Source organism: Gemmatimonadota bacterium (assembly GCA_026702745.1).
Classification (GTDB): Bacteria; JAAXHH01; JAAXHH01; order JAAXHH01; family JAAXHH01; genus JAAXHH01.
On the sequence record JAPPBT010000058.1, the window covers coordinates 83857 to 102949 of the forward strand.

Genomic DNA, 19093 nt, shown 5'->3' on the forward strand with positions numbered 1-19093 from the left:
GTGTCATCCTCCCGAATCGCCTCGCGTCCCTTCCATAATCTCCAGCGCCTTGAATCCCAGGACGGCGCAGGCGGACGCCACGTTCAGTGAATTCTTGTAGCCCCGCGTGGGGATCTCGACCAGGCCGTCGCAGCGCTCCAGCACGCCCCGGCTCACCCCGAGCGCTTCGTTACCGAGCACAATGGCCAGTTCGTCCGGGAACGCCGCGGCGTCGTACGATACCGAATCCGACGTGGTTTCGGCAGCCCACACCTCGACATTGCGATCCTGCAGCCATTCGACCGCGTCGACGGCCGTTTCGAAGTAACGCCAGGGGACGTAATCGATGGTGCCCAGGGCGGTTTTCTCCAGTTTCGCGTGGGGCGGACAGGCCGTATATCCGCACAGGTAAAGGCCCTTCACCCGCAGGATATCGCAGGTCCGGAAGATGGAGCCCACGTTGAATGCGCTGCGCAGGTTGTCCAGGACGAAATAGAGGGGCAGCTTGGGCAGCCGGTCGTACGCTTCCTTCGTGATCTCCGCGTCGAAGCTTCGGACCTCGAAATTCGTCTCCATGTCTCCGGTTTTCCTGGACTGCACGGGGCGTTCCTTCGCACGGAGCGTTCCTTCGCGCCCGGCGTTCACTGCGCGGGACGGTCCTTCGCGCGGGGCGTTCAGGGCAGCAGGTCGTTGATCTCTTCTCTGAGTCGAAGGGTGGCCGCCCGGGCGGACTCGGCGAAGTCACGGCCACCGGAGGAATAGAGGATGCTCCGGGAGGAATTGATGAGCAGGCCCCCGCCGCGCTCGTCGGCGCCTTCCTTAATGACCGTTTCAAGGTCGCCGCCCTGGGTGCCGATCCCGGGGATCAGCAGGGGCATGTCGGGGACGACGGCGCGGATGCCGGCCAGGGACTCCGCCTGCGTGGCCCCCACGACCAGGCCCGCGTTCCGGGCGGTGTTCCACGACCTGGCCGCGTTGGCCACCTCCAGGTACAGCGGGTGTCCGTTGACGGACAGGTACTGGAATTCGCGCGCGCTTTCGTTGGAAGTCAGGCAGAGGATGAAAACCCCCCGGTCGGTGTAGTCCAGGAAGGGCTGCACGGAATCCCGTCCCTGGTAGGGATTGACGGTCACCGCGTCGAAATCGAAATGCTCGAACAGCGCCTTCGCGTACATGCGGGCACTGTTCCCCATGTCTCCCCGCTTGCAGTCACAGATGACCACGACCCCATCCGGTATGACCGTGAGCGTGCGCTCCAGCGCTTCGTAACCCCTCGAGCCCATGACCTCGAAAAACGCGATGTTCAGCTTGTAGGCCGAAACGAGGTCCGAAGTGTGCTCGATGATCGCCCGGTTGAACTCGAACAACGCGTCCGGTGCCGACCTTACGTGCTCCGGGAATCGATCCAGGTCCGGATCGAGTCCCACGCAGACCAGGCTGTCCGCCGCGGTCCGGGCGCGGTTCAATCTATCTACGAAGGGTGACATGGTGCGTCCTCTGGTGAAGGGATTTGAATGCTTCCGATCAACGAGCGGACCGAATGCACGTCCGACGCGGCGCACCATTCGGCCAGCGTACGCGCGACAGACGGTCCGGCGCGGGGTTCGACGAAGGTGGCCGTGCCCACCTGGACGGCCGTGGCGCCCGCCACGAGGAACTCCACGGCGTCTTCTCCGCTCATGATGCCGCCGATGCCGATGACCGGGACGGCCACCTGGCGCGCGATCCGATAGACGGCCGCAACGGCCACGGGCTTGATGGCCGGACCGGACAGCCCCCCCGTGACGGCACCGAGCATGGGACGGCGCGTATTGATGTCCACTGCCATGCCGCGCAGGGTGTTGATAGCCGATATGGCGTCGGCGCCGGCTTCCTCGACGCTGCGGGCGATCTCCCCGATGTCCGTAACGTTTGGCGTGAGTTTGGCGATGAGCGGCAGTTCGGTGATGCCCCGCAGCGTAGAAACCAGTTCCGCCGCGCGCCGGGGATCGGTGCTGAAGTCCATGCCGCCGGACACGTTCGGGCAGGACATGTTGATCTCCAGGGCATCGATGCCCTCGCAGTCCGACAGGCGTTCGGTCACGTAGACGAACTCCTCCACCGGGCCTCCGCCCACGTTGACGATCAAGGCGGTGTCCACGTTTCTCAAGTAAGGCATCTTGTCCCGGATGAAGGCCTCCACGCCCACGTTCTGCAGTCCGATGGAATTGAGCATGCCGGCGGCCGTCTCCGCGGCCCGGGGCGGGGGATTGCCCGGCCAGGGTTCGGGCGTGAGCGTTTTCGTGACGATGCCGCCGAAATCGGAGAGATCCACGAACCGTCCGTATTCCGATCCGTATCCGAAGGTGCCCGATGCGGCGAGCACGGGATTCCTCAGCTCAAGCGTGCCGATATTGACCGTCAGATCGGGTGATGCCGTCACAGCACGACCTCCTGCATGTCGAACACCGGGCCGGCGTCGCAGACCCGTTCGTAGCGTCGGGATGACGACCGAGCGACGGGGACCTTGCCGGGAGTGGCGCCGGGGTCGGGGTCGGTACCGGGGGCGTCGCAGGCCACGACACAGGCCATGCACACGCCCACGCCGCAGGGCATGATTCCCTCGAGGGAGACCTGTCCGTCGATACCGGCTTCACGGGCGATCTCCTGGCAACGGCGCATCATGGGTGTCGGTCCGCAGGCATAGAGATAGGCGCACCGCCGGGGTGAGGAGGCCAGTTCCCGTTCCAGCAGGTCCGTCACCAGGCCGTGGTGGCCCGTCGTACCATCGTCGGTCGCCAGCCTGACGTCGACCCCGTATTCGCCGAATTTCTCTTCCCCGCTCAAGAGGCCCGCCGTGGCCGCGCCGAAGAGCACCGTCATTTCGGCCGGCCGCGCCAGTCCATCCCTTGCCGTCTCCTGGGCCAGGGAGAGAAAGGGCGCTACGCCGACGCCACCGGCGACCATGATCACTGGCCGGCCGGTGCGCACCGGCTCGAACGTCCTTCCCAGGGGTCCGAGCACGTCGACCCGTTCTCCGCGGCGCCGCGTAGCCAGGATCTCGGTGCCGCCGCCGACAATCCGGTATATGAGCCCGAAGACACCGCGTTCCGGATCCCGTTCGGCAATGCTGAAGGGACGCCTGAGCAGCGGGGTGTGACGGAGCCAGGTCTGCCTGCTGCTGTCCTTCGAAACATCGGAAGCGATGAGGTGTACGAAGTGACCGGGCAGGGCGTGTCGTGTGATTTCGGGTGCCAGCAGGTCGATCCAGTACAGGCCGGGACCGATTTCACGGTTGGCGAGGATCTCGGCGTCATACTGGCAGATGGGGATGGTGGACATGCTCCACTACAATACAACCGACAGGACCGGATGTCAACGCATCATTTGTCCGGGGCCGGGGACGCGGTTGGGGCCGGGGACGCGGTTGGGGCCGGGGACGCGGTTGGGGCCGGGGACGCAGCCGGGTCAGTAGCCGGTGCAGGGAGCAGTTCCTCCATTAAGCGAATCTTGTCGCGGACGGATCTTGCCTGCTCCGACCGGGGATGGCGGTCCATGATTTCGCGGTAGCGGTCGAGGGCGGTTTCGGGATCGTCGTAGTGCGTCTCGGCGAGCCAGCCCAGCGCGTAGAGCGCACGCGACGCGTATTCACCATCCGGATCCCGTTGGAGGACCAGCTCGTAGAGCCCGCGCGCGGAGTCCGGCCGGTCGGTTTCGAAAAGCAGCCTTTCCGCCTCGTGGAAAAGCCGGTCCGGGGGTAGTTCACCTACGATGGGCTTCGACTGCAGGATGGCTGCTTCCACGGCGTGCGCGGTCCCGGGATACTGGGTAGCGATGTAATCGAAGACCGAACGGGCGCTATCCGTGTCACTCAGCATCTCGTCGAGTACCCAGCCCCTTGCATAAGCGGCCTTGGCGGCAATGGAGGGATCATTCGAAGCTTCTTCGATAGCGCGGTACTGGCTCAGGGCTGCGTCGGCCATTTCCAATTGAAACAGGTACAGTTCCGCCAGTTGGAATCGCAGACCGACCGCGTCTTCCGTCAACTTCGCATAGTTCGACGTGGTATTCGATGTGGGATCGCCGGGGGATTTCAACGCTTCCATGGCGGCCAGCAGGTTTCCGAGGTTTCCGTCCAGACGCCGCAGTTCGCGTATGGCGCGATGCTTCCGGTCGGCCTCATCGCCGATCCAGAACGATCGCGGACTCTTGCGCCGCGCCTCGTCGTACCACTGTTCCGTCAGATCGAGATCTCCCTCGGTCCGGTACAGTTCCCCCAGTTCAAACATGGCCCGGGATACTTCTTCGGCGTAGCTCCGGTCGGACTCGAAACGGGTGATGAGCGTCTCGTACGTGGAGACGGCCGATTCCTTCAAGTCCAGTTCGGCCAGGCATGCGGCTATTGCCAGCATGACCTCCGGGTGATATTCGCTGTAAGCGCGCTGATCGAGCAACGACTCGTATACGCCCAGCGCGGCCGACAGATCCCCTTCTCGCCGCAGGCTTTCGCCCAGCAAGAAAGCCGCATGAAACTTAAGCATCCGGGTCCGTGCCTGCTCGATGGCCTGGGCGAGTTGTTCACGGGCTTCGGCGAACCGATGCTCCTCCAGCCTGGCGCGTGCGATGTGGTACCTGGCCTCCGCCTCCCGTTCATCGCCGGGGCGCGAATCCAGCACTTCCTGGAACCGCACGACGGCTTCCCCGTACCGGGCGCCGCCCAGGGCGATCTTTCCCCGAAGCATCAGGGCGTCCGGAATCCGGTCGCTGCCGGGAAACTCCCTGACGAAACGGTCCAGCTGTTCATCGGCCCGGGTGGAATCCCCCGCGTTGAGGAGGCTGTTGCCCAGGGAGAAAACGCAGTGGCCGGTAAATTCGCCGTTCGGGAACAGCCTCAGCACCTGCTCATACCGCTTGATGGCCTGTAGATGCTGTCCCTGGATCGCCCGGACGTCGCCGATCAGTACCAGCGCGTCGTCCACATAGGAACTTCCGGAGTGATCCCTCAGGACGAGACCCGCGTTTTCGACGGCGAGTTCGTAGGAGGTCAGGGCCAGGGGCGGTATGCCGCCATCGGGCGTCTGCTGGGTGAGACGTATCCGCTCCCCTTCCTTGAACGCTTTCCTGGCGTTGTAGAACGTATTGTAGTACGCGCAACCGAAAACCACGCACACCAGGGTGGACAGGATCAGGGAAGTTCTGCGCATCTCAATCTCCGAACTTGTAGCCGACGCCCCGGACGGTCGTAATGATATGTACGCCGTGGCGTTCGATCTTCATGCGCAGCCGTCTAACGTGTACGTCCACCGTCCTCGTACCGCTGAAATAATCGTATCCCCAGACGGCGGTCAGCAGCTCGTCCCGCGTAAACACCCGTCCCCTGTGCCGGGCCAGGTGCTTGAGCAACTCGTACTCTTTGAGGGTCAGATCGATCGCCTTGCCCCGGATGGTGACTTCGTAGTTGCCCAGGTTGATCAGCAGGTCGCCCCAGGCGATCATATCCTGGATCTGCACGCTGTGGCGCCGCCAGAGGACGTTCTTGATGCGAAGATCGAACTCGCGGACGTTGTATGGCGCGCAGATGAAATCGTCGATTCCCCGGGTGACGTCGAGGTCGCCGATAACGTCAGCGCCGGTCAGGACCATGACCGCGGGGGCGTGCCGGAACCCGCGCGACCGCAGTTCGTCCATCACGAAGGGAAGGACCGACCGGGGCCGGTCCGTCTGGATGAGCAAGAGGTCCGAATCGGGTATGCGAGCGTGGAGGTCTTCAACAACGGTGTAATGCAGTTCCGTTAAGGCGTAACCTGCGCCGCTCAACCACCTGATCAGCGGTTCGACGGGTTCCTGGCGGGCAAAAAGGATCGAAATTCGGGGAAGCCCGTTGCCGCTAAGTCTAACGGTCATGGGTTCTCATTGCAGGCCCACGTTGGAAGGAGCAACCGGTTGCAGCGAACGGACTTTCCCTCGAACGGCGTCAGAACGGAAGATCGTCGTCGGAATCGGCCTCGGGCGAAGGAGGCGGCGCTTCCGTCGCCGTACTCCCGACTCCTCCGGACGCGTCCGATGCGAGCTCATTCTGCTGGCGGGCACTCAGCATCTGCATCTCGTTTGCCACGATCTCGGTCATGTACCGTTTCATCCCGTTCTGATCTTCCCAGGAACGGGTCTGCAGCCGTCCTTCGACATACACCGGTGCGCCTTTCTTGAGGTACTGGCCACAGATCTCCGCCAGTTTCGAAAAGGCCACGATCCGGTGCCATTCCGTTTCTTCCCGCCGTTCTCCGTCCTGCGTGTTCCACTGGCGCGTCGTGGCCATGCGGAAATTGACCACGGCCCGGCCGGCAGGCGTGTACCTCATCTCGGGATCCGCGCCGAGATTACCGATCAGAATGACTTTATTCAAGCTGGCCATTGGGGATGCTCCTTATATGAAAAAGAATGAAGTGAGTATAGCGCGATACACGGGGCAAGTCAAGCGAATTTCCCGCTGTCCCGGGACCGTCGCGCAGGAGAAAACGGCTTGCTTCTCCCCGGTATCGCGCCCTATATTCGAATAGTCGAGGGACCTTTTCAAAACATCGTAACTATTGTTGACGGAACCCGACACCGGATGCGTCGGTATGCCCTCCCCTGGCCCGTTTTCCGCCTGATTGGCCCATGATCCTCCCGGTTCACCTCTACCGATACGTGTTCAAGGCGCACGTCGGTCCCTTTCTGTTTTCCTTCGTGATCATCACGTTCATCCTCGTGATGGACATCATATTCCAGATCGCCGACCTCATCATCGGCAAGAACCTCGACCTGTTCATCGTGCTCGAGGTGTTTTTCCTCAACCTGGCCTGGATTGTCGCCGTATCGATCCCCATGTCCGTGCTGGTCGCCAGCCTCATGGCATTCGGCCGGCTTTCGGCCGACAACGAGGTTACCGCCCTCAAGGCTGGCGGCGTCAGTTTCTTCCAGATGGTCTCGCCGGTCCTGGTAGCGGGACTCCTCCTGGGGAGCGGCCACCTGTTCTTCATGGACGTCATTCTGCCCGAATCCAACTACCGGGCGCGCTCGCTCATGAACGACATCCACCGTGCGCGTCCCACGTTGCTTTTCACCGGGGGCATATTCATGAAGGACATACCGGGATACAGCATCCTGATCGACCGGGTCAATCCAAGAAACAACGAAATCTCCGGTATCACCATCTACGAGACAGAGAACATGCGCTATCCGCGCCTCATGACGGCAAAGACCGGAGAATTCCACGTCAACGAGACGGGCAGCCGGCTCGATCTCATGCTGTACGACGGAGAACTGCTTCAGCAGGACGAATCTTCGGGACGCTATCTAAAAGAGATCTTCGAGCGGCAGCGGTTCACGATCCGCACCGAGCCGGCCGGCGTCCAGCGGTCGGAGGCGGGAATCCGGAGCGACCGCGAGCTGAACATCGCGATGATGCGCGCCAGAATCGATGAATGGCAGACGGAGATCGACGCTGCACTGGCGATCATGGCACCCGGACCGGTTTCCCCGGAGGCGAAGGCGGATTCCCTCGAGGCAGCGAGGGACCGGGCGGAGCGGACGGTCTCGCTGAGGCAGCGGCAGAAGAACAGCTACATCGTGGAGATCCACAAGAAGTACGCCATTTCAGCGGCCTGTTTCGTCTTCGTGTTGATCGGCGCACCGCTGGGGGTTCGCATACGCCGCGGCAGCATCGGCGTCAGCGTGGGCGTCAGCCTGTGCTTCTTCCTGCTGTACTGGGCCTGCCTGCTCGGCGGTGAGGAATTGGCGGACCGCGACCTGATCGACCCCGTCTGGGCGATGTGGGCGGCAAACATCGTCATCGGCGTTCCCGGCGCCGTCCTGGTCTGGGTCACCGGCAGGGACCGCATCTGACGGTCAGCTTGGACTCGTTTTATCCGCTTCGATTCGTTCGATACCACCGGAGGAACGCCGTTTCATGTCCCTGATCACCCGGTACGTGCTACGCTTGTTCATCACCGCTATCGCCGTCAGCCTGATCGCCTTCGTCAGCATCTTCTTCGTGGTCGATCTCATTGAGCAGCTGGACCGGTTCCTGGACCGTGATGTGGCCCCGGTATACATCGCGCTCTACTACGTCTACTACACGCCCTATATCTTCGTACTCACGATTCCCGTCAGCCTGCTGCTCGCCAGCCTGTATACCTTCGGCCAACTGACCAGGCTGGGCGAACTGACCGCCATGAAGGCATCGGGGCTCAGTGTGTACCGGTTGCTGAGGCCCCTGCTCCTGGTCAGCGCGGTGGCAAGCGGTGGCCTGTTCTGGGCCGGTGAATGGCTCGTTCCCCATACGAGCATGAAACGGGCGGAAATCCAGTCGGAGCACGTGGACCTGCGGGGCGGCGTGGGGCAGCACATACGAAACGACGTGTATTTCAGGGGAGAGGGAGGGCGCCAGTTCTATATCCGCGTATTCGACGGTCTCGACGCGGAGGGCACGGGGGTTTTCGTCACCGAATTCCAGGACAGCCTCGTCTCCAGCGTGCTCGAGGCGGAAAGCGCCGTCTGGCAGGACGGGCGCTGGCTGCTTTCAAACGGGGTGGAACGACGGTTCCAGGCGGGAGGCGGACTGTCCGAATACAATACCTTCGTCGAACGGGAACCGGACGGATGGTCCGTAACGCCGGAGGATTTCATGCGGGGGCAGAAACGTCCCGAGGAGATGAGCTACGGAGAACTCGACCAGTTTATTCAGAATGTCCGGCGCGGAGGCGGAGACGTGCAGGGCTACCTGGTAGACCTCAACCTGAAGATCGCCTTCCCCAGCGCGGGCCTGATTATCGTGCTTCTGGGCGGCGCGCTGGCCACTCACCTGAGACGGGGCGGTGTCGCGGTGGGATTTGCCCTGAGTATCGGTATCTGTTTCATCTACTGGGGGCTGCTCCGCTTTACCCAGGCCTTCGGACACGCCGGATTGCTTGACCCCATGTCGGCGGCCTGGGGCGCCAACGCGCTCTTCGGCCTCCTGGCCCTGGTACTGCTGGTCAGAGCGCCCAAATAAGACTCGCGTCGCGTAGCAACGCCCTGGTCGGAGCGCCCAAATAAGACTCGCGTCGCGTAGCAACGCCCTGGTCGGAGCGCCCAAATAAGACTCGCGTCGCGTAGCAACGCCCTGGTCGGAGCGCCCAAATAAGACTCTGGCGACTCAGGCGTGGTTCCTGAGTTCCTCCGCCTTGTCGCAGTTCTCCCAGGTAAATCCCGCCTCGTTGCGGCCAAAGTGACCGTACGACGCCGTGGGGCGGTAGATCGGCCGGCGCAGGTCGAGGCTTTCGATGATGCCCTGGGGCGTCAGGTCGAAGTGCTTGCGGATCAGACGCGTGATCTCCAGGTCATCGGCCGCGCCGGTACCGAAGGAATTGACGTTGACGGAAACCGGTTCCGCTACGCCAATGACGTAGGCCAGCTGGATCTCGCATTTCTCGGCCAGTCCGGCCGCGACGACGTTCTTGGCCACGTAACGGGCCGCGTAGGAAGCTGAGCGGTCCACCTTGGTCGGGTCTTTGCCCGAATAGGCCCCGCCCCCGTGGCGGCAGTAACCGCCGTAGGTGTCCACGATGATCTTCCGGCCCGTCAGGCCGGCGTCTCCCTGGGGGCCGCCGGTGACGAACCGACCTGTCGCGTTGACATGGTACTTGATCCGGCCCGGGTCGATCAACGCTTCCGGCAACGCGGGGGCAATCACTTCGTTGACGATGTCCTCCCTGATCCGCTCGTTGGAGACGTCCGGGTCGTGCTGGGCGGCGATGACCACCGTGTCGATCCGGCGGGGCTGGCCATCGACGTATTCCACCGTGACCTGCGATTTGCCGTCGGGACGCAGGTACGGGGCCGCGCCATTCTTCCGGATCGCCGCGAGGTTCCGGGTCAGCCGGTGGGCGAGGGTGATGGGCAGGGGCATCATCTCGGGGGTCTCGTTGGTCGCGTAGCCGAACATCATGCCCTGGTCGCCCGCGCCCTGCCGGTCCACCCCCATGGCGATGTCGGCCGACTGCTGGTCGAGGGATACGACCACGCCGCAGGACTCCCAGTCCAGCCCGAACCCGGAATCCGTATACCCGATGGATTTGACGGTCTCGCGGGCCACGCTTTGCGCGTCCACGTGGCCGTCCGTCGTGATCTCCCCGCCAACGACCACCAGGCCCGTGGTGACGAAGGTTTCACAGGCCACGCGGGCGTAGGGATCCTGTTCGATGACGGCGTCAAGCACCGCGTCGGAGATCTGGTCGGCGACCTTGTCGGGATGGCCTTCGGTAACGGATTCGGAAGTGAAGAGGTAACCAGGTGTCATGCGTCATGCTCCTGATGATCGACCCGTGGATCGGGAACGATCGGTTTCGTGGTTTCGGTAATCAGTCAGACGAAAACTTCGCAGTTTGTGCCTTCCGGACTGTGTGGGCCGTCGGGGCCGCCCAGACCTCCCAGGTCGACCGGGCCGCCCAGGTTGCCCAGGCCGATCGGAACACGCCTTACCGTGTCGGCCAGGACGGCGTGGGGGGTAACGATGGCACCCCGGAGGTCGCAGTTCTCAATACGGGCGTGGGATCCGATGGTGGCGTCGCGGACGACGGAACGCGCGACGGAAGCCCGGGACGAGATGGCGACGTGGGGGCCGATGACCGACCGGTGGACCCGGGCGTCGTCCGCGATGTCTACCGGTGGAATGATCACGCTGCCGGGAATGTCGCAACGCCCTCCGTTCAGGTCGAGCAGCCGCCTGTTGGCCTCCAGCAGACGCTCCGGCGTGCCGCAATCGTACAAGTCGTCGACTTCAAAGGGGACCAGGTGTTCGCCCTGTTCCACCATCCATTGCAGCGCGTCCGTCAGCTGATACTCGTTCCGGGTCCTTCGGCCGGAACGTACCAGGGTTTCCAGTCCTTCCATGAGCGGCCGGGGATTGGAGAAACCGTAGATCCCGGCGATCGCGAGATTCGAAACGGGGTGGTCGGGTTTCTCCACCAGCCGGGTGATCCGCCTGTCCTCGACCTCGACCAGTCCGTACCGGCTAAGGTCACCGGCGACCCGCTTGACGCCGATGGCGTTACCGGGCGGTTCGTCGGCGAGGAAAGCAAAATCAGACAGATAGATGACGTCACCCAGCAGGACCAGGAGCGGCTCGTCATCCACGAGGTCCGCGCACAGGTGCACGGCGTGTCCGATCCCGAGCGGCTCTTGTTGCAAGACGTACCGGGCTTCGAGGTCATCCCGCCGGTCGACGTACCGGCGGATGGCGTCACCCGACGGCGAGATTACCAACACAACGTCGCGGATGCCCATGGCGGTTACCTGGTCGAGCAGGTATTCCAGCACCGGCTTGCCGGCGACGGGGACCAAGGCCTTGGGAGTCTCAAGCGTGACGGGGTGCAATCGGCTGCCGCTGCCGGCGACGGGAATGATGGCTTTCATGGAGATTCCTTGCGCGTGCGCACCCTCTCCCGGCGGAACGCGCCGGGACCGAAAAGAACGGTTCAGTAAGTAACAACGGACCAGGGCCGCGCGCAACAGAAATCATCGTCGCCGGAAGCTGCCAACCACGGTCTACTCGCCGGCGGATCCCCGTCTTCGCGGCTGCGGGATCCGGTCTCTTCGGCTGCATGCTGTCCCGGGATTCAGAAGATCGAACCGAGCCAGGCACCGAGGGCTTCCATCCGGCCGGTCAGCAGGGAGATGCGCGCCATGACCGTGTAGCCGAAGGCCGCGCCGAAGGTCACCATCAGCACCCAGATACCCGCGCGGGACACGTGTCCCAGCACGCCCTTGTGCTCGACAGAGAAGAAGAAGTATACCAGGCCGCAGATCACGCCCAGGACGAGTACGACGTGGGAGAAACTGGCGCCCCAGAGCAGGTTGCCCGAAGCATCGAGCACCACGAGGGGAATCATGGTACTCTGGACCTGGATGATGAAGTCCGAATCGAGGAAACGGGGCAGGTTGAATCCCGCCGCACCGCCGACGATGAAGGCCAGGGCCCAGCGGCTGAGCCAGGCCCAGCGTTCGATCAGGCGGGTGAGCAGCAGCAGGCCGAAGACGGCGGGGATAAGGTAGTAGTAGTCCGGCGACCGGCCCACGGCGCCGGGCACGACGCCTGACATGAGCGAAGGGAACAGCTTGCCGAGCAGGTTCGGCACCAGGTGGTCCCAGAACCCGACGGCCATCAGGTAAGCGGCCGAAACGCCGACGAACAGGTGTTCGGCGAACTTGTAGAAGGGATTGTCCCGGTAAAGGAAACTGAGGATCATCAGCGTGAGGGCCGCGTCGATCCAGAGCATCAGCGTTACATCCATAAATAGTCCTCTATGGCCGGTGTCAGACCCGGTCCCTCTGGCATGTCCGGTCTGTCCGGCCGGCCTAGCCTGCCCGGTTACCCTGGCCCGTTCTGCCCGCCCGGTCCGCCCGGCCGAAGAAATAGGCCAGGTTGCCCAACAGGACCAGCAGTACGATCAGCACGTGGGTCACGACCTGGGGACCCATGCGCATGGTGGCCTCCATGGTGGCGTTCCGGTAGGCCGGATACCGGTCCACCAGGGCGGACTCGTACTCGGAAGCCCCTTTGAGGCCGCCCATCAGGCCGACCAGTTGCTGGGGATAATAGGGATAGAGTTCCGGCGCCACCACGGCCGTGCCGCCTCCCATGACGGGAATCCCCGCGATGTCGCCCGCGAACTGGATCCACTCCTTCAGTCCCGGGTCCCCTGCGGTCAGGCTCAGGATGATGACGTAGTCCACCATCTCGTCCACGTCCGCGGTTATGGGAAGGTCGTCGAGGGGCGTGCCCTCCGCGTCGGCGTTGACCAGGGTCCTGAAGTTGACCACCATGGTGTTGATCGCGCCGCCCAGGCCGGCCTTGTACCCCAGGTTCACGAAGTCCCGGCCGTACGCCTTGTCCGGAAACTCCTCGGGCAGCAGGTTGTCCGTAATCTTCTTGATCTGTCCCACCCCCTCGGGGAACAGGGTGAAGAAGGACACCTCGTGGCCGCGGATCATCGTATGCCGCACGAGGGCCTTCGCCATGGGATCCAGCTCGGGAGCGGTGTCCGGACCGTAGTCGAAGGAAAGGAACACCCGCGACCCGGCCGGAAGTCGTTCCACGGTGTCGAAGATCGACTGGACGATAGGCGTGGGGCTGTCCTGGAAACGGGGTTTCAGGAGCAGTGGAATGCAGACCGCCGCCCCGATGAGAAGGAAGATGATCCGGCGGTCGATCTGCAGGATGAAATCGGGAATCCGCATGCTCACTCTCCCCGTCCCAGGTAGTTGCGTTCGATCCCCAGGATGATGCGCAGAGAAGTCGCGATGACCCCCAGGGCGATGCCGATCATGATGGCCCGCTGGCCGGCCGTATTGGGCCAGGCCATAATCCAGTTGGCCAGGTTCGGCAGTTCGAGGAAGGCCAGGCTTTCCGGCATCCAGGCTGTCAGCCAGGCCCCTACGGGCGTCCTACCCAGCAGGATGACCATCGCGGCCGACAGGAGGATGGTCGCCTCTTTCGTGCGCGCCCGGAAGGCACGGTAGGACGCCGACGCGACGAAGAAGGCCAGCAGGGAGAACATGGTGGCCGACAGCGGGTTGTAGACCCCGTCGAACATGAACCGCAGCCAGGAACCCGAGGCCAGGATCTCCCCACCCATCCCGCCGGGGTTGCCCACCTTGAACAGGCCGATCACGAGGGTGACGAGAAACGCCACCAGGGTCACCACGCTGTAGGGCCAGTCCGCAGCGCGGCTGGAAACGCGTTTCAGGTGAATCTTGAGCAGGCTCCCGCCGCCGAGGATGAACGCAAAGACGGTGATGATGGCGAAGTAATCCGAGAAACTCTCGTAGAGCGTATTGAAGGGACCCCGCGTCACGAAGTAGCCCGTGATCAGGACCACGCCGATGATAAAGGTGATGATGAGGGGTATTCTACGGCGCATGGGACCTACCTGAAGAGCCAGAGCACGATTTCGGAGACTTCGCGGACGGTTTCACTTCCGGTAATGGATTCCAGGGTGGCCAGCGCGCTGCCGGCCAGGATGAATACGATGGCGATGCCCTTGCCGGCGTCCTGTCCCTTCAGGCTGCCCAGCATGCGTGGTTCCTTGGACAGGTACGCGCTGGCAGCGAACAGTTCCTCTCCGATCAGCGTATAGTCGCAGGCCGCCACGAAGAAGGGCAACTGGGGAGGCCTGGCCGTCCCCGCGATCTGTATGGCGCCGATGGAGTTGCCCGTTTCCGCCAGGATAAGCGATTCGGCGTAGAACCCGCCCAGGTAGAAGCAGGCGGCCGGCTTTTCCCGCACGATGATGCCGTCTACGGCCGCCGCGTAGGCGAACTGCGCATCGGAGACGTAGTGTATGTCGTCTTCCTGGTAGGCGTCGGGGCGGCCCGCGGTCAGGTAGGATTGCTGCACGGTTTCCCGGGCCACGCTCATGACGAGGGACTTGCGCACGGGCACGTGCAATCTGGAATCGTAGCCCGCGATGATGGTGGCGAGATGACCCAGCAGGTTCATGGACGCGATGGTCTGCACCTCGTCCATGTCGTTCAGGCCGGGGACGTAGAGGATGGGCTTGCCCATCTCCGTCGCCCGTCCCACGGCTTCCTCCACCGTCTCCAGGCCGGCGATCTTGCGTATGAAAAGCGGCCGGCCCGCGGAGGCCAGCACCACGTAAAGCAGGATAGCGCCCGTCAGGACGATCCCCAGGACCAGGGCCTGGGTCCGGTCCGCGTTGAACCAGCCGGATTCGGTGCCGGCCTGGGCCAGTACGGGATCCGGCTGCAGCACGGAGAAGATTGCCGTGAGGGCGAGGATCGCCCGCGACAAGGAGAAGTCCGCCGCGAAGGCAAGGACCGCCTGCGACAGGCCGGTCGCGGTGGTTAAGTTCTGCGGTATGCGGGTCGTTGGGCGGAAATGCATCAGGTCTCCACGATCTCCACGTTCGCCCGGGGCACCGTCACGAGCGCTCCGTTCGTCCGGCGCGCTTCCAGCACCCGTGCGAAGGCGCCCGTGGGAAGCCGCACGGGCTGTTCGGGCAGCGACGCCACCGTAGCGAGTTCACCGAACCAGGGTTCGCGGATCAGGCGTACGAGCGAACCGGCTTCAAGGCCGCGGCCGGCCGGGGCCGCCCGATCCGAGGAGGCCTGATCAGCAGACGCCTCGTCGCCGTCGGACCTGATGATGATCTCGGGACGGATCACACCGGCCCGGATCTGCGTGGCGCCGCTCAGGGAAGCTTCGCGGTCCTGCATGGAACGGAGCAGTTCGAAGGTGCGTTCTGCCATGGGCAGCCATCCGAAGCCTTCGGTGACGATCATGGTCAGTCCGATGTCTTCCCCGCCAGTCACCGCGACGCCGATCTGGTATCCCAGGAGGTCGCCGATATCGTGGTAACGCATGCCGCCCACGACAACGCCGGACGCGCCAACCTCTATCAACTTACGCAACGCGTCAAGGGTGATCATGGATCCGCAGCATACGATCCGGCCCCGCAGACGGTCATCGATCATTTTGCCGGTGACCTCTTCCTCGGGCGATTGGACGATCTGGCTTATGGGCGCGTGCGTTTCGCCCCCCACGCCGAAGATCCCCTGAATGCAGGCGCCGGCCGTTTCCACCACGACGCCCTCCCCCGGCAGTGTTTCGGTGACCGTGCCGTCGAGGTAGGCGTTGATCCGCACCGGGGTCGACGGTTCCCGGATGAGCACCTGGCCGGTCACTTCCGAGACCATTTCGATGGTGCCGCTTTCGGGACCCCGGACGCTGGATTTGAACAATCCGAAGATCCCCTTCGATTCGGCGATCAGTTCGCCTTTCGCCACCGGTTCGTCCCGCTGCTTGAGCATGCAGCCCGGCACTTCTTCCGGTGCGATGGCCAGGGCATTGGCCACATTGACGTTGTGCACCGGTCCGGGCAGGTAGGTCTCGGCGACTACCGTGTCAGGCCGTACCCGGTCGCCGACCTCCACCAGCACCTGGCCGCTCAGCGGAAGGCGACGCGTCCTGGCGACGACGGTCCGGGGCGATACGCGCAGGCCTGATGTATAGGCGTGGGCCATCAGTCTGGCTCCGGATAGAGGTCGAGTGCGCGGCAATCCCTTTGCAGCCTTTCCACCCGTTCGGCCGCGTCCGCCGGCCAATGAAGCGGTCTGCCGCGGGTGTCGACGATCACGCCCAGGGGACCGTTCCGCACGGTACGGGCGACCGTCACGCCCCGTCCGGCGCCGGCGTCGAAACTACGGACGGGCACGACCTCCAGGGCGACCTCCTCCGCCTCCCCGGCCGGAATCGCGGCCAGTTCGCCCACGGCCGCCTCGTGCGTCCATTCCCCGTCGTCCGTCCTCGCCCTGACGGTCGCGCACGGGGTGCCGCGCGCTCCGGTACCCACGGGCGCCACGCACGGACCGAGATGGACAAGGCAATCCCGGTCGAAAACCTCCAGTGCCGCGGTTTCATGCACGGTCGACAGCACGCCCAGGTGGGGCATCATGAAGATGCTGTCCACCGCCAGGTTCGTGATGCCCTCGGGCTGGAAGGCGTCCACCATCATCAGCGCGGCCTGCGCCCGGCTCGGTGCGTGGGAGAGCACGCCCCCGCTGCCGATGACCAGGTCCAGGTTCATCAGATCGACCAGGGTCCGGCCGCCCGTCTGCTGGTCGAAGGTGTCCGATATGGTTCGAAGCTGTTGCACGCCCTTCAACTCGACGGCGAAGTTCCGGTGCTGCTCGAAGGCCAGCCGCAGGGCCTCGCGGGCCACGGCCTGCTCGATGATCAGCTCCTCCAGGGTCTGGGGGATGCTGGTGGGCCGGATCATCTTGTTGCCCATGCGGTCTTTCAGGTCGGCGTCGGTCATTTCAAAGGGCAGCCACCGGGCGATGTTATCCAGCCCCGCCTCCGTCAGCACGTTGGAAATACTGTAGCTCATGCCGAGATTGGCGCTGACGGTCCGGTTGAACGCGCCGCCGAAGACCGAAAACACGTCGGTGGTCGCACCGCCGATATCCACACCCAGCACGTCGATGCCACTTCGTTCCGCGACGACCCGAACCATCCGTCCCACGGCGCCGGGTGTAGGCATGATCGGCACGTGGGTCCACGCCATCAGGTCGCTGTACCCGGGCGCCTGGGCCATCACGTGTTCCATGAACAGGGTGTGGATCTGTTCCCGGGCGGGGCCCAGGTTCTCCGCTTCGAGCACGGGCCGCAGGTTATCCACCCGGCTGAGTTCCGTCCGTTCGGCCAGAATTCGTCCGACGTCTTCGCGGGCGTCGGCGTTCCCGGCGTAGATGACCGGCAGATCGTAGCCGCTGCCCAGCCGGGGTCTCGGGTCCGCCGCGGCGATCAGTTCGGCCATCTCGACCACGTGGGACTTCGTGCCGCCGTCCACGCCGCCGGACAGCAGGATCATGTCCGGCCGGAGCTGACGTATGCGTTCGATGCGCTCGTGGGGCAGGCGCCCGTCGTTTGACGCCAGGGTTTCCATGACGATGGCGCCCGCGCCCAGGGCCGCCCGTTCGGCACTCTCGGCGGTCATGCTCTTGACCACGCCGGCCACCATCATCTGGAGCCCTCCGCCGGCGCTGCTCGTCGAGACGTAGAGGTCCACCCCGCGGTCACCCTCGGCGGGCGACACGATCCGTTCTCCGTCGAGGATCTCGCGGCCGGACTGCTCCTCCACCTCGCGCACCGCGTTGAGGACGCCCCGCGTGACGTCCTCGAAGGGCGCTTCCACGGTCGTTGGCGCCTCACCGCGAACGACGAGACGGTAGGCGTCGGCGCGTCGCTTGATCAGGATGGCCTTGGTGGTGGTGCTGCCGCAGTCCGTGGCCAGGATGACGCTGGTTTCTGGTGGAAGGGACATGGAGTCAGTTTACCGTGTCATCCGCCCCGGAGGCGTGATGCTCAATGCGCTGGATCAGGAACTCCACGTTCTCCCGGCGCTCGATGGCCTCGGCGATCCGGTCGTAGTCCGACGCGTCCACCACCATGTGAATGAAGGGGCTCAGGAAAGCCATGAACTGGCCGCCCAGAAACGAGAGGGGTTTCATGGATTCCAGGAAGAGGACCGCGGGCGCGGTGAGCTCGCGCGCGGCTATGGCCTCGGCGATCCGGTCAAGCAGGGCCTGCTGTTCCGCCACGGTCTCTGATGAATCACTCATGCCGGTCCGCCTGGTGCACTTGATCGGCCTGGTCGTCCTGGTCGGCCTGGTCGGCCTGGTCGGTCCGACCGGTCCTCTAACAGGCTGTCGGAGCATCTCACGGCCTCAGCTAATTACAGATTCCGGACCCGCGTGTCGGCCGATCCATTCCCGCAAGGGTATGTCTTCGGGCAGGGGCGAGGTATAGCCATGACCGCCCGAAGGTCCTGCGCCCAGGAGCTGCCTGCGGATGGGGTCGCTGCGGTCCATGTAGTGATCCACGGTCATGTTGTCCCGGGGACGCAGCCAGCGGTAACTGTAGCCGTAGAACAACACCTTGCGGGTGATATCGGAGTAGTTGATCCCGGATGCGTGCCAGAGACGGCGATCGAAAAACACGGCGTCGCCGGCCGCCGCCCGTATGGGAATGGCACCTTCCGGATCCTGATCGGCCTCATCTGGAAACTCAATCGCTTCGAGACGGTGGCTGCCCGGAATGGCGTGGAAGTTGCCCCGGTCGGTCGCCGTGCAGTCGCTCAGGAAGAAGGCCACTTTCAGCGACACCCGCGGTCGGGGCGTGGTCTCCAGATCGATATTGAGCCTGCCGCTGTCCTGATGCCAGCCCAGACGCCGCTTTTTGGGCTTCTGATCCGCCGGCGACGGCGGCGACACGATCAAATGTGAATGGTACAGCTGGATGTGCCAGCCGAGAATGCCCCAGACCTTGGGGAAGGTCTTCGGCCAGTCGAGCAGTTCCAGCAGCAGATCGTCCTGTCCGATGATGTCGAAATGATTCTTGATACTGTAGGGGCTGCCTCCCATGTTGGGACGGCGTTCAACATCGATGCGTTCCGCGATCCGGTCCAGCGCTTCCACCATATCGCCAGGCAGCACGTTCTCCACGATGAAAAAACCCTGTTCATCGAAGAGGCGCCGCTCTTCGTCCGTCAGGCAGTAGGCAAGACAGGAAGGGTCCAAGGCGGAGCTCCGGGTT

General features: G+C 63.9%; 19 protein-coding genes. 2 read left to right on the forward strand and 17 right to left on the reverse strand.

What is annotated here, in order from left to right; all coding sequences use genetic code 11:
• Window positions 1-3: 3 nt before the first annotated feature.
• The 7 genes from OXH56_09140 to OXH56_09170 form a co-directional block, all read right to left on the reverse strand.
• The gene (locus OXH56_09140) at window positions 4-579 is read right to left on the reverse strand and encodes an RNA methyltransferase (protein ID MCY3555471.1); all 576 of its coding nucleotides are present in this window, start codon (window positions 577-579) and stop codon (window positions 4-6) included.
• A gap of 74 nt (window positions 580-653) precedes the next feature.
• Entirely contained in the window at window positions 654-1466 is an 813-nt protein-coding gene (pyrF, locus tag OXH56_09145; GenBank protein ID MCY3555472.1) for an orotidine-5'-phosphate decarboxylase, read from the reverse strand.
• The gene (locus OXH56_09150; protein ID MCY3555473.1) at window positions 1451-2401 is read right to left on the reverse strand and encodes a dihydroorotate dehydrogenase; all 951 of its coding nucleotides are present in this window, start codon (window positions 2399-2401) and stop codon (window positions 1451-1453) included. The genes pyrF and OXH56_09150 overlap by 16 nt, the downstream gene beginning before the upstream one ends.
• On the reverse strand, window positions 2398-3300 hold the full coding sequence (locus OXH56_09155; GenBank protein ID MCY3555474.1) for a dihydroorotate dehydrogenase electron transfer subunit: 903 nt from the start codon (window positions 3298-3300) through the stop codon (window positions 2398-2400). The genes OXH56_09150 and OXH56_09155 overlap by 4 nt, the downstream gene beginning before the upstream one ends.
• Before the next feature lie 41 nt (window positions 3301-3341).
• On the reverse strand, window positions 3342-5162 hold the full coding sequence (locus tag OXH56_09160; GenBank protein ID MCY3555475.1) for a tetratricopeptide repeat protein: 1821 nt from the start codon (window positions 5160-5162) through the stop codon (window positions 3342-3344).
• A 1-nt stretch (window position 5163) separates the two neighbouring features.
• Window positions 5164-5862, reverse strand: coding sequence for a winged helix-turn-helix domain-containing protein (locus OXH56_09165; protein ID MCY3555476.1), 699 nt, complete (start codon window positions 5860-5862; stop codon window positions 5164-5166).
• 70 nt (window positions 5863-5932) lie between these two features.
• The gene (locus tag OXH56_09170) at window positions 5933-6370 is read right to left on the reverse strand and encodes a single-stranded DNA-binding protein (GenBank protein MCY3555477.1); all 438 of its coding nucleotides are present in this window, start codon (window positions 6368-6370) and stop codon (window positions 5933-5935) included.
• Window positions 6371-6615: 245 nt separating this feature from the next.
• Here OXH56_09170 and OXH56_09175 point away from each other — a divergent pair, with 245 nt between their 5' ends.
• Both OXH56_09175 and OXH56_09180 read left to right on the forward strand, forming a co-directional pair.
• Window positions 6616-7842, forward strand: coding sequence for an LptF/LptG family permease (locus OXH56_09175; protein ID MCY3555478.1), 1227 nt, complete (start codon window positions 6616-6618; stop codon window positions 7840-7842).
• A 64-nt stretch (window positions 7843-7906) separates the two neighbouring features.
• Entirely contained in the window at window positions 7907-8989 is a 1083-nt protein-coding gene (locus OXH56_09180) for an LptF/LptG family permease (GenBank protein ID MCY3555479.1), read from the forward strand.
• A gap of 144 nt (window positions 8990-9133) precedes the next feature.
• Here OXH56_09180 and metK read toward each other — a convergent pair whose 3' ends face one another.
• The 10 genes from metK to OXH56_09230 form a co-directional block, all read right to left on the reverse strand.
• Window positions 9134-10276, reverse strand: coding sequence for a methionine adenosyltransferase (gene metK, locus OXH56_09185; protein MCY3555480.1), 1143 nt, complete (start codon window positions 10274-10276; stop codon window positions 9134-9136).
• Window positions 10277-10341: 65 nt separating this feature from the next.
• Complete coding sequence (locus OXH56_09190; GenBank protein ID MCY3555481.1) at window positions 10342-11391, reverse strand: sugar phosphate nucleotidyltransferase; 1050 nt, start codon at window positions 11389-11391, stop codon at window positions 10342-10344.
• Between the two features lie 203 nt (window positions 11392-11594).
• A complete protein-coding gene (locus OXH56_09195) occupies window positions 11595-12269 on the reverse strand; it encodes a hypothetical protein (GenBank protein ID MCY3555482.1) in 675 nt (224 codons plus the stop codon).
• Window positions 12270-12333: 64 nt separating this feature from the next.
• Window positions 12334-13215: a hypothetical protein gene (locus OXH56_09200; protein MCY3555483.1), complete on the reverse strand. Its 882-nt coding sequence runs from the start codon at window positions 13213-13215 to the stop codon at window positions 12334-12336.
• Window positions 13216-13217: 2 nt separating this feature from the next.
• A complete protein-coding gene (locus OXH56_09205; protein ID MCY3555484.1) occupies window positions 13218-13898 on the reverse strand; it encodes a hypothetical protein in 681 nt (226 codons plus the stop codon).
• Window positions 13899-13903: 5 nt separating this feature from the next.
• Complete coding sequence (locus OXH56_09210) at window positions 13904-14881, reverse strand: hypothetical protein (GenBank protein MCY3555485.1); 978 nt, start codon at window positions 14879-14881, stop codon at window positions 13904-13906.
• On the reverse strand, window positions 14881-16020 hold the full coding sequence (locus tag OXH56_09215; protein ID MCY3555486.1) for a hypothetical protein: 1140 nt from the start codon (window positions 16018-16020) through the stop codon (window positions 14881-14883). Before OXH56_09215 ends, OXH56_09210 begins: the two co-directional genes overlap by 1 nt.
• On the reverse strand, window positions 16020-17822 hold the full coding sequence (locus tag OXH56_09220; protein ID MCY3555487.1) for a glutamate mutase L: 1803 nt from the start codon (window positions 17820-17822) through the stop codon (window positions 16020-16022). The genes OXH56_09215 and OXH56_09220 overlap by 1 nt, the downstream gene beginning before the upstream one ends.
• 4 nt (window positions 17823-17826) lie before the next feature.
• Window positions 17827-18120 carry a hypothetical protein gene (locus OXH56_09225; protein MCY3555488.1) on the reverse strand — a complete coding sequence of 98 codons (294 nt, stop codon included), beginning with the start codon at window positions 18118-18120 and terminating at the stop codon, window positions 17827-17829.
• Between the two features lie 105 nt (window positions 18121-18225).
• Window positions 18226-19077, reverse strand: a complete 852-nt coding sequence (locus OXH56_09230; protein ID MCY3555489.1) for a phytanoyl-CoA dioxygenase family protein — start codon at window positions 19075-19077, stop codon at window positions 18226-18228.
• Window positions 19078-19093 lie beyond the last annotated feature (16 nt).

What these genes read in the sequence shown, in the direction of transcription:
- OXH56_09175 (MCY3555478.1), top strand. Translation starts at nt 6,616, where the DNA reads ATGATCCTCCCGGTTCACCTCTACCGATACGTGTTCAAGGCGCACGTC.
- OXH56_09220 (MCY3555487.1), bottom strand. Translation starts at nt 17,822, where the DNA reads ATGTCCCTTCCACCAGAAACCAGCGTCATCCTGGCCACGGACTGCGGC.
- metK (MCY3555480.1), bottom strand. Translation starts at nt 10,276, where the DNA reads ATGACACCTGGTTACCTCTTCACTTCCGAATCCGTTACCGAAGGCCAT.
- OXH56_09190 (MCY3555481.1), bottom strand. Translation starts at nt 11,391, where the DNA reads ATGAAAGCCATCATTCCCGTCGCCGGCAGCGGCAGCCGATTGCACCCC.
- OXH56_09180 (MCY3555479.1), top strand. Translation starts at nt 7,907, where the DNA reads ATGTCCCTGATCACCCGGTACGTGCTACGCTTGTTCATCACCGCTATC.
- OXH56_09155 (MCY3555474.1), bottom strand. Translation starts at nt 3,300, where the DNA reads ATGTCCACCATCCCCATCTGCCAGTATGACGCCGAGATCCTCGCCAAC.
- OXH56_09225 (MCY3555488.1), bottom strand. Translation starts at nt 18,120, where the DNA reads ATGAGTGATTCATCAGAGACCGTGGCGGAACAGCAGGCCCTGCTTGAC.
- OXH56_09170 (MCY3555477.1), bottom strand. Translation starts at nt 6,370, where the DNA reads ATGGCCAGCTTGAATAAAGTCATTCTGATCGGTAATCTCGGCGCGGAT.
- OXH56_09215 (MCY3555486.1), bottom strand. Translation starts at nt 16,020, where the DNA reads ATGGCCCACGCCTATACATCAGGCCTGCGCGTATCGCCCCGGACCGTC.
- OXH56_09210 (MCY3555485.1), bottom strand. Translation starts at nt 14,881, where the DNA reads ATGCATTTCCGCCCAACGACCCGCATACCGCAGAACTTAACCACCGCG.
- OXH56_09205 (MCY3555484.1), bottom strand. Translation starts at nt 13,898, where the DNA reads ATGCGCCGTAGAATACCCCTCATCATCACCTTTATCATCGGCGTGGTC.
- OXH56_09165 (MCY3555476.1), bottom strand. Translation starts at nt 5,862, where the DNA reads ATGACCGTTAGACTTAGCGGCAACGGGCTTCCCCGAATTTCGATCCTT.
- pyrF (MCY3555472.1), bottom strand. Translation starts at nt 1,466, where the DNA reads ATGTCACCCTTCGTAGATAGATTGAACCGCGCCCGGACCGCGGCGGAC.
- OXH56_09195 (MCY3555482.1), bottom strand. Translation starts at nt 12,269, where the DNA reads ATGGATGTAACGCTGATGCTCTGGATCGACGCGGCCCTCACGCTGATG.
- OXH56_09200 (MCY3555483.1), bottom strand. Translation starts at nt 13,215, where the DNA reads ATGCGGATTCCCGATTTCATCCTGCAGATCGACCGCCGGATCATCTTC.
- OXH56_09160 (MCY3555475.1), bottom strand. Translation starts at nt 5,162, where the DNA reads ATGCGCAGAACTTCCCTGATCCTGTCCACCCTGGTGTGCGTGGTTTTC.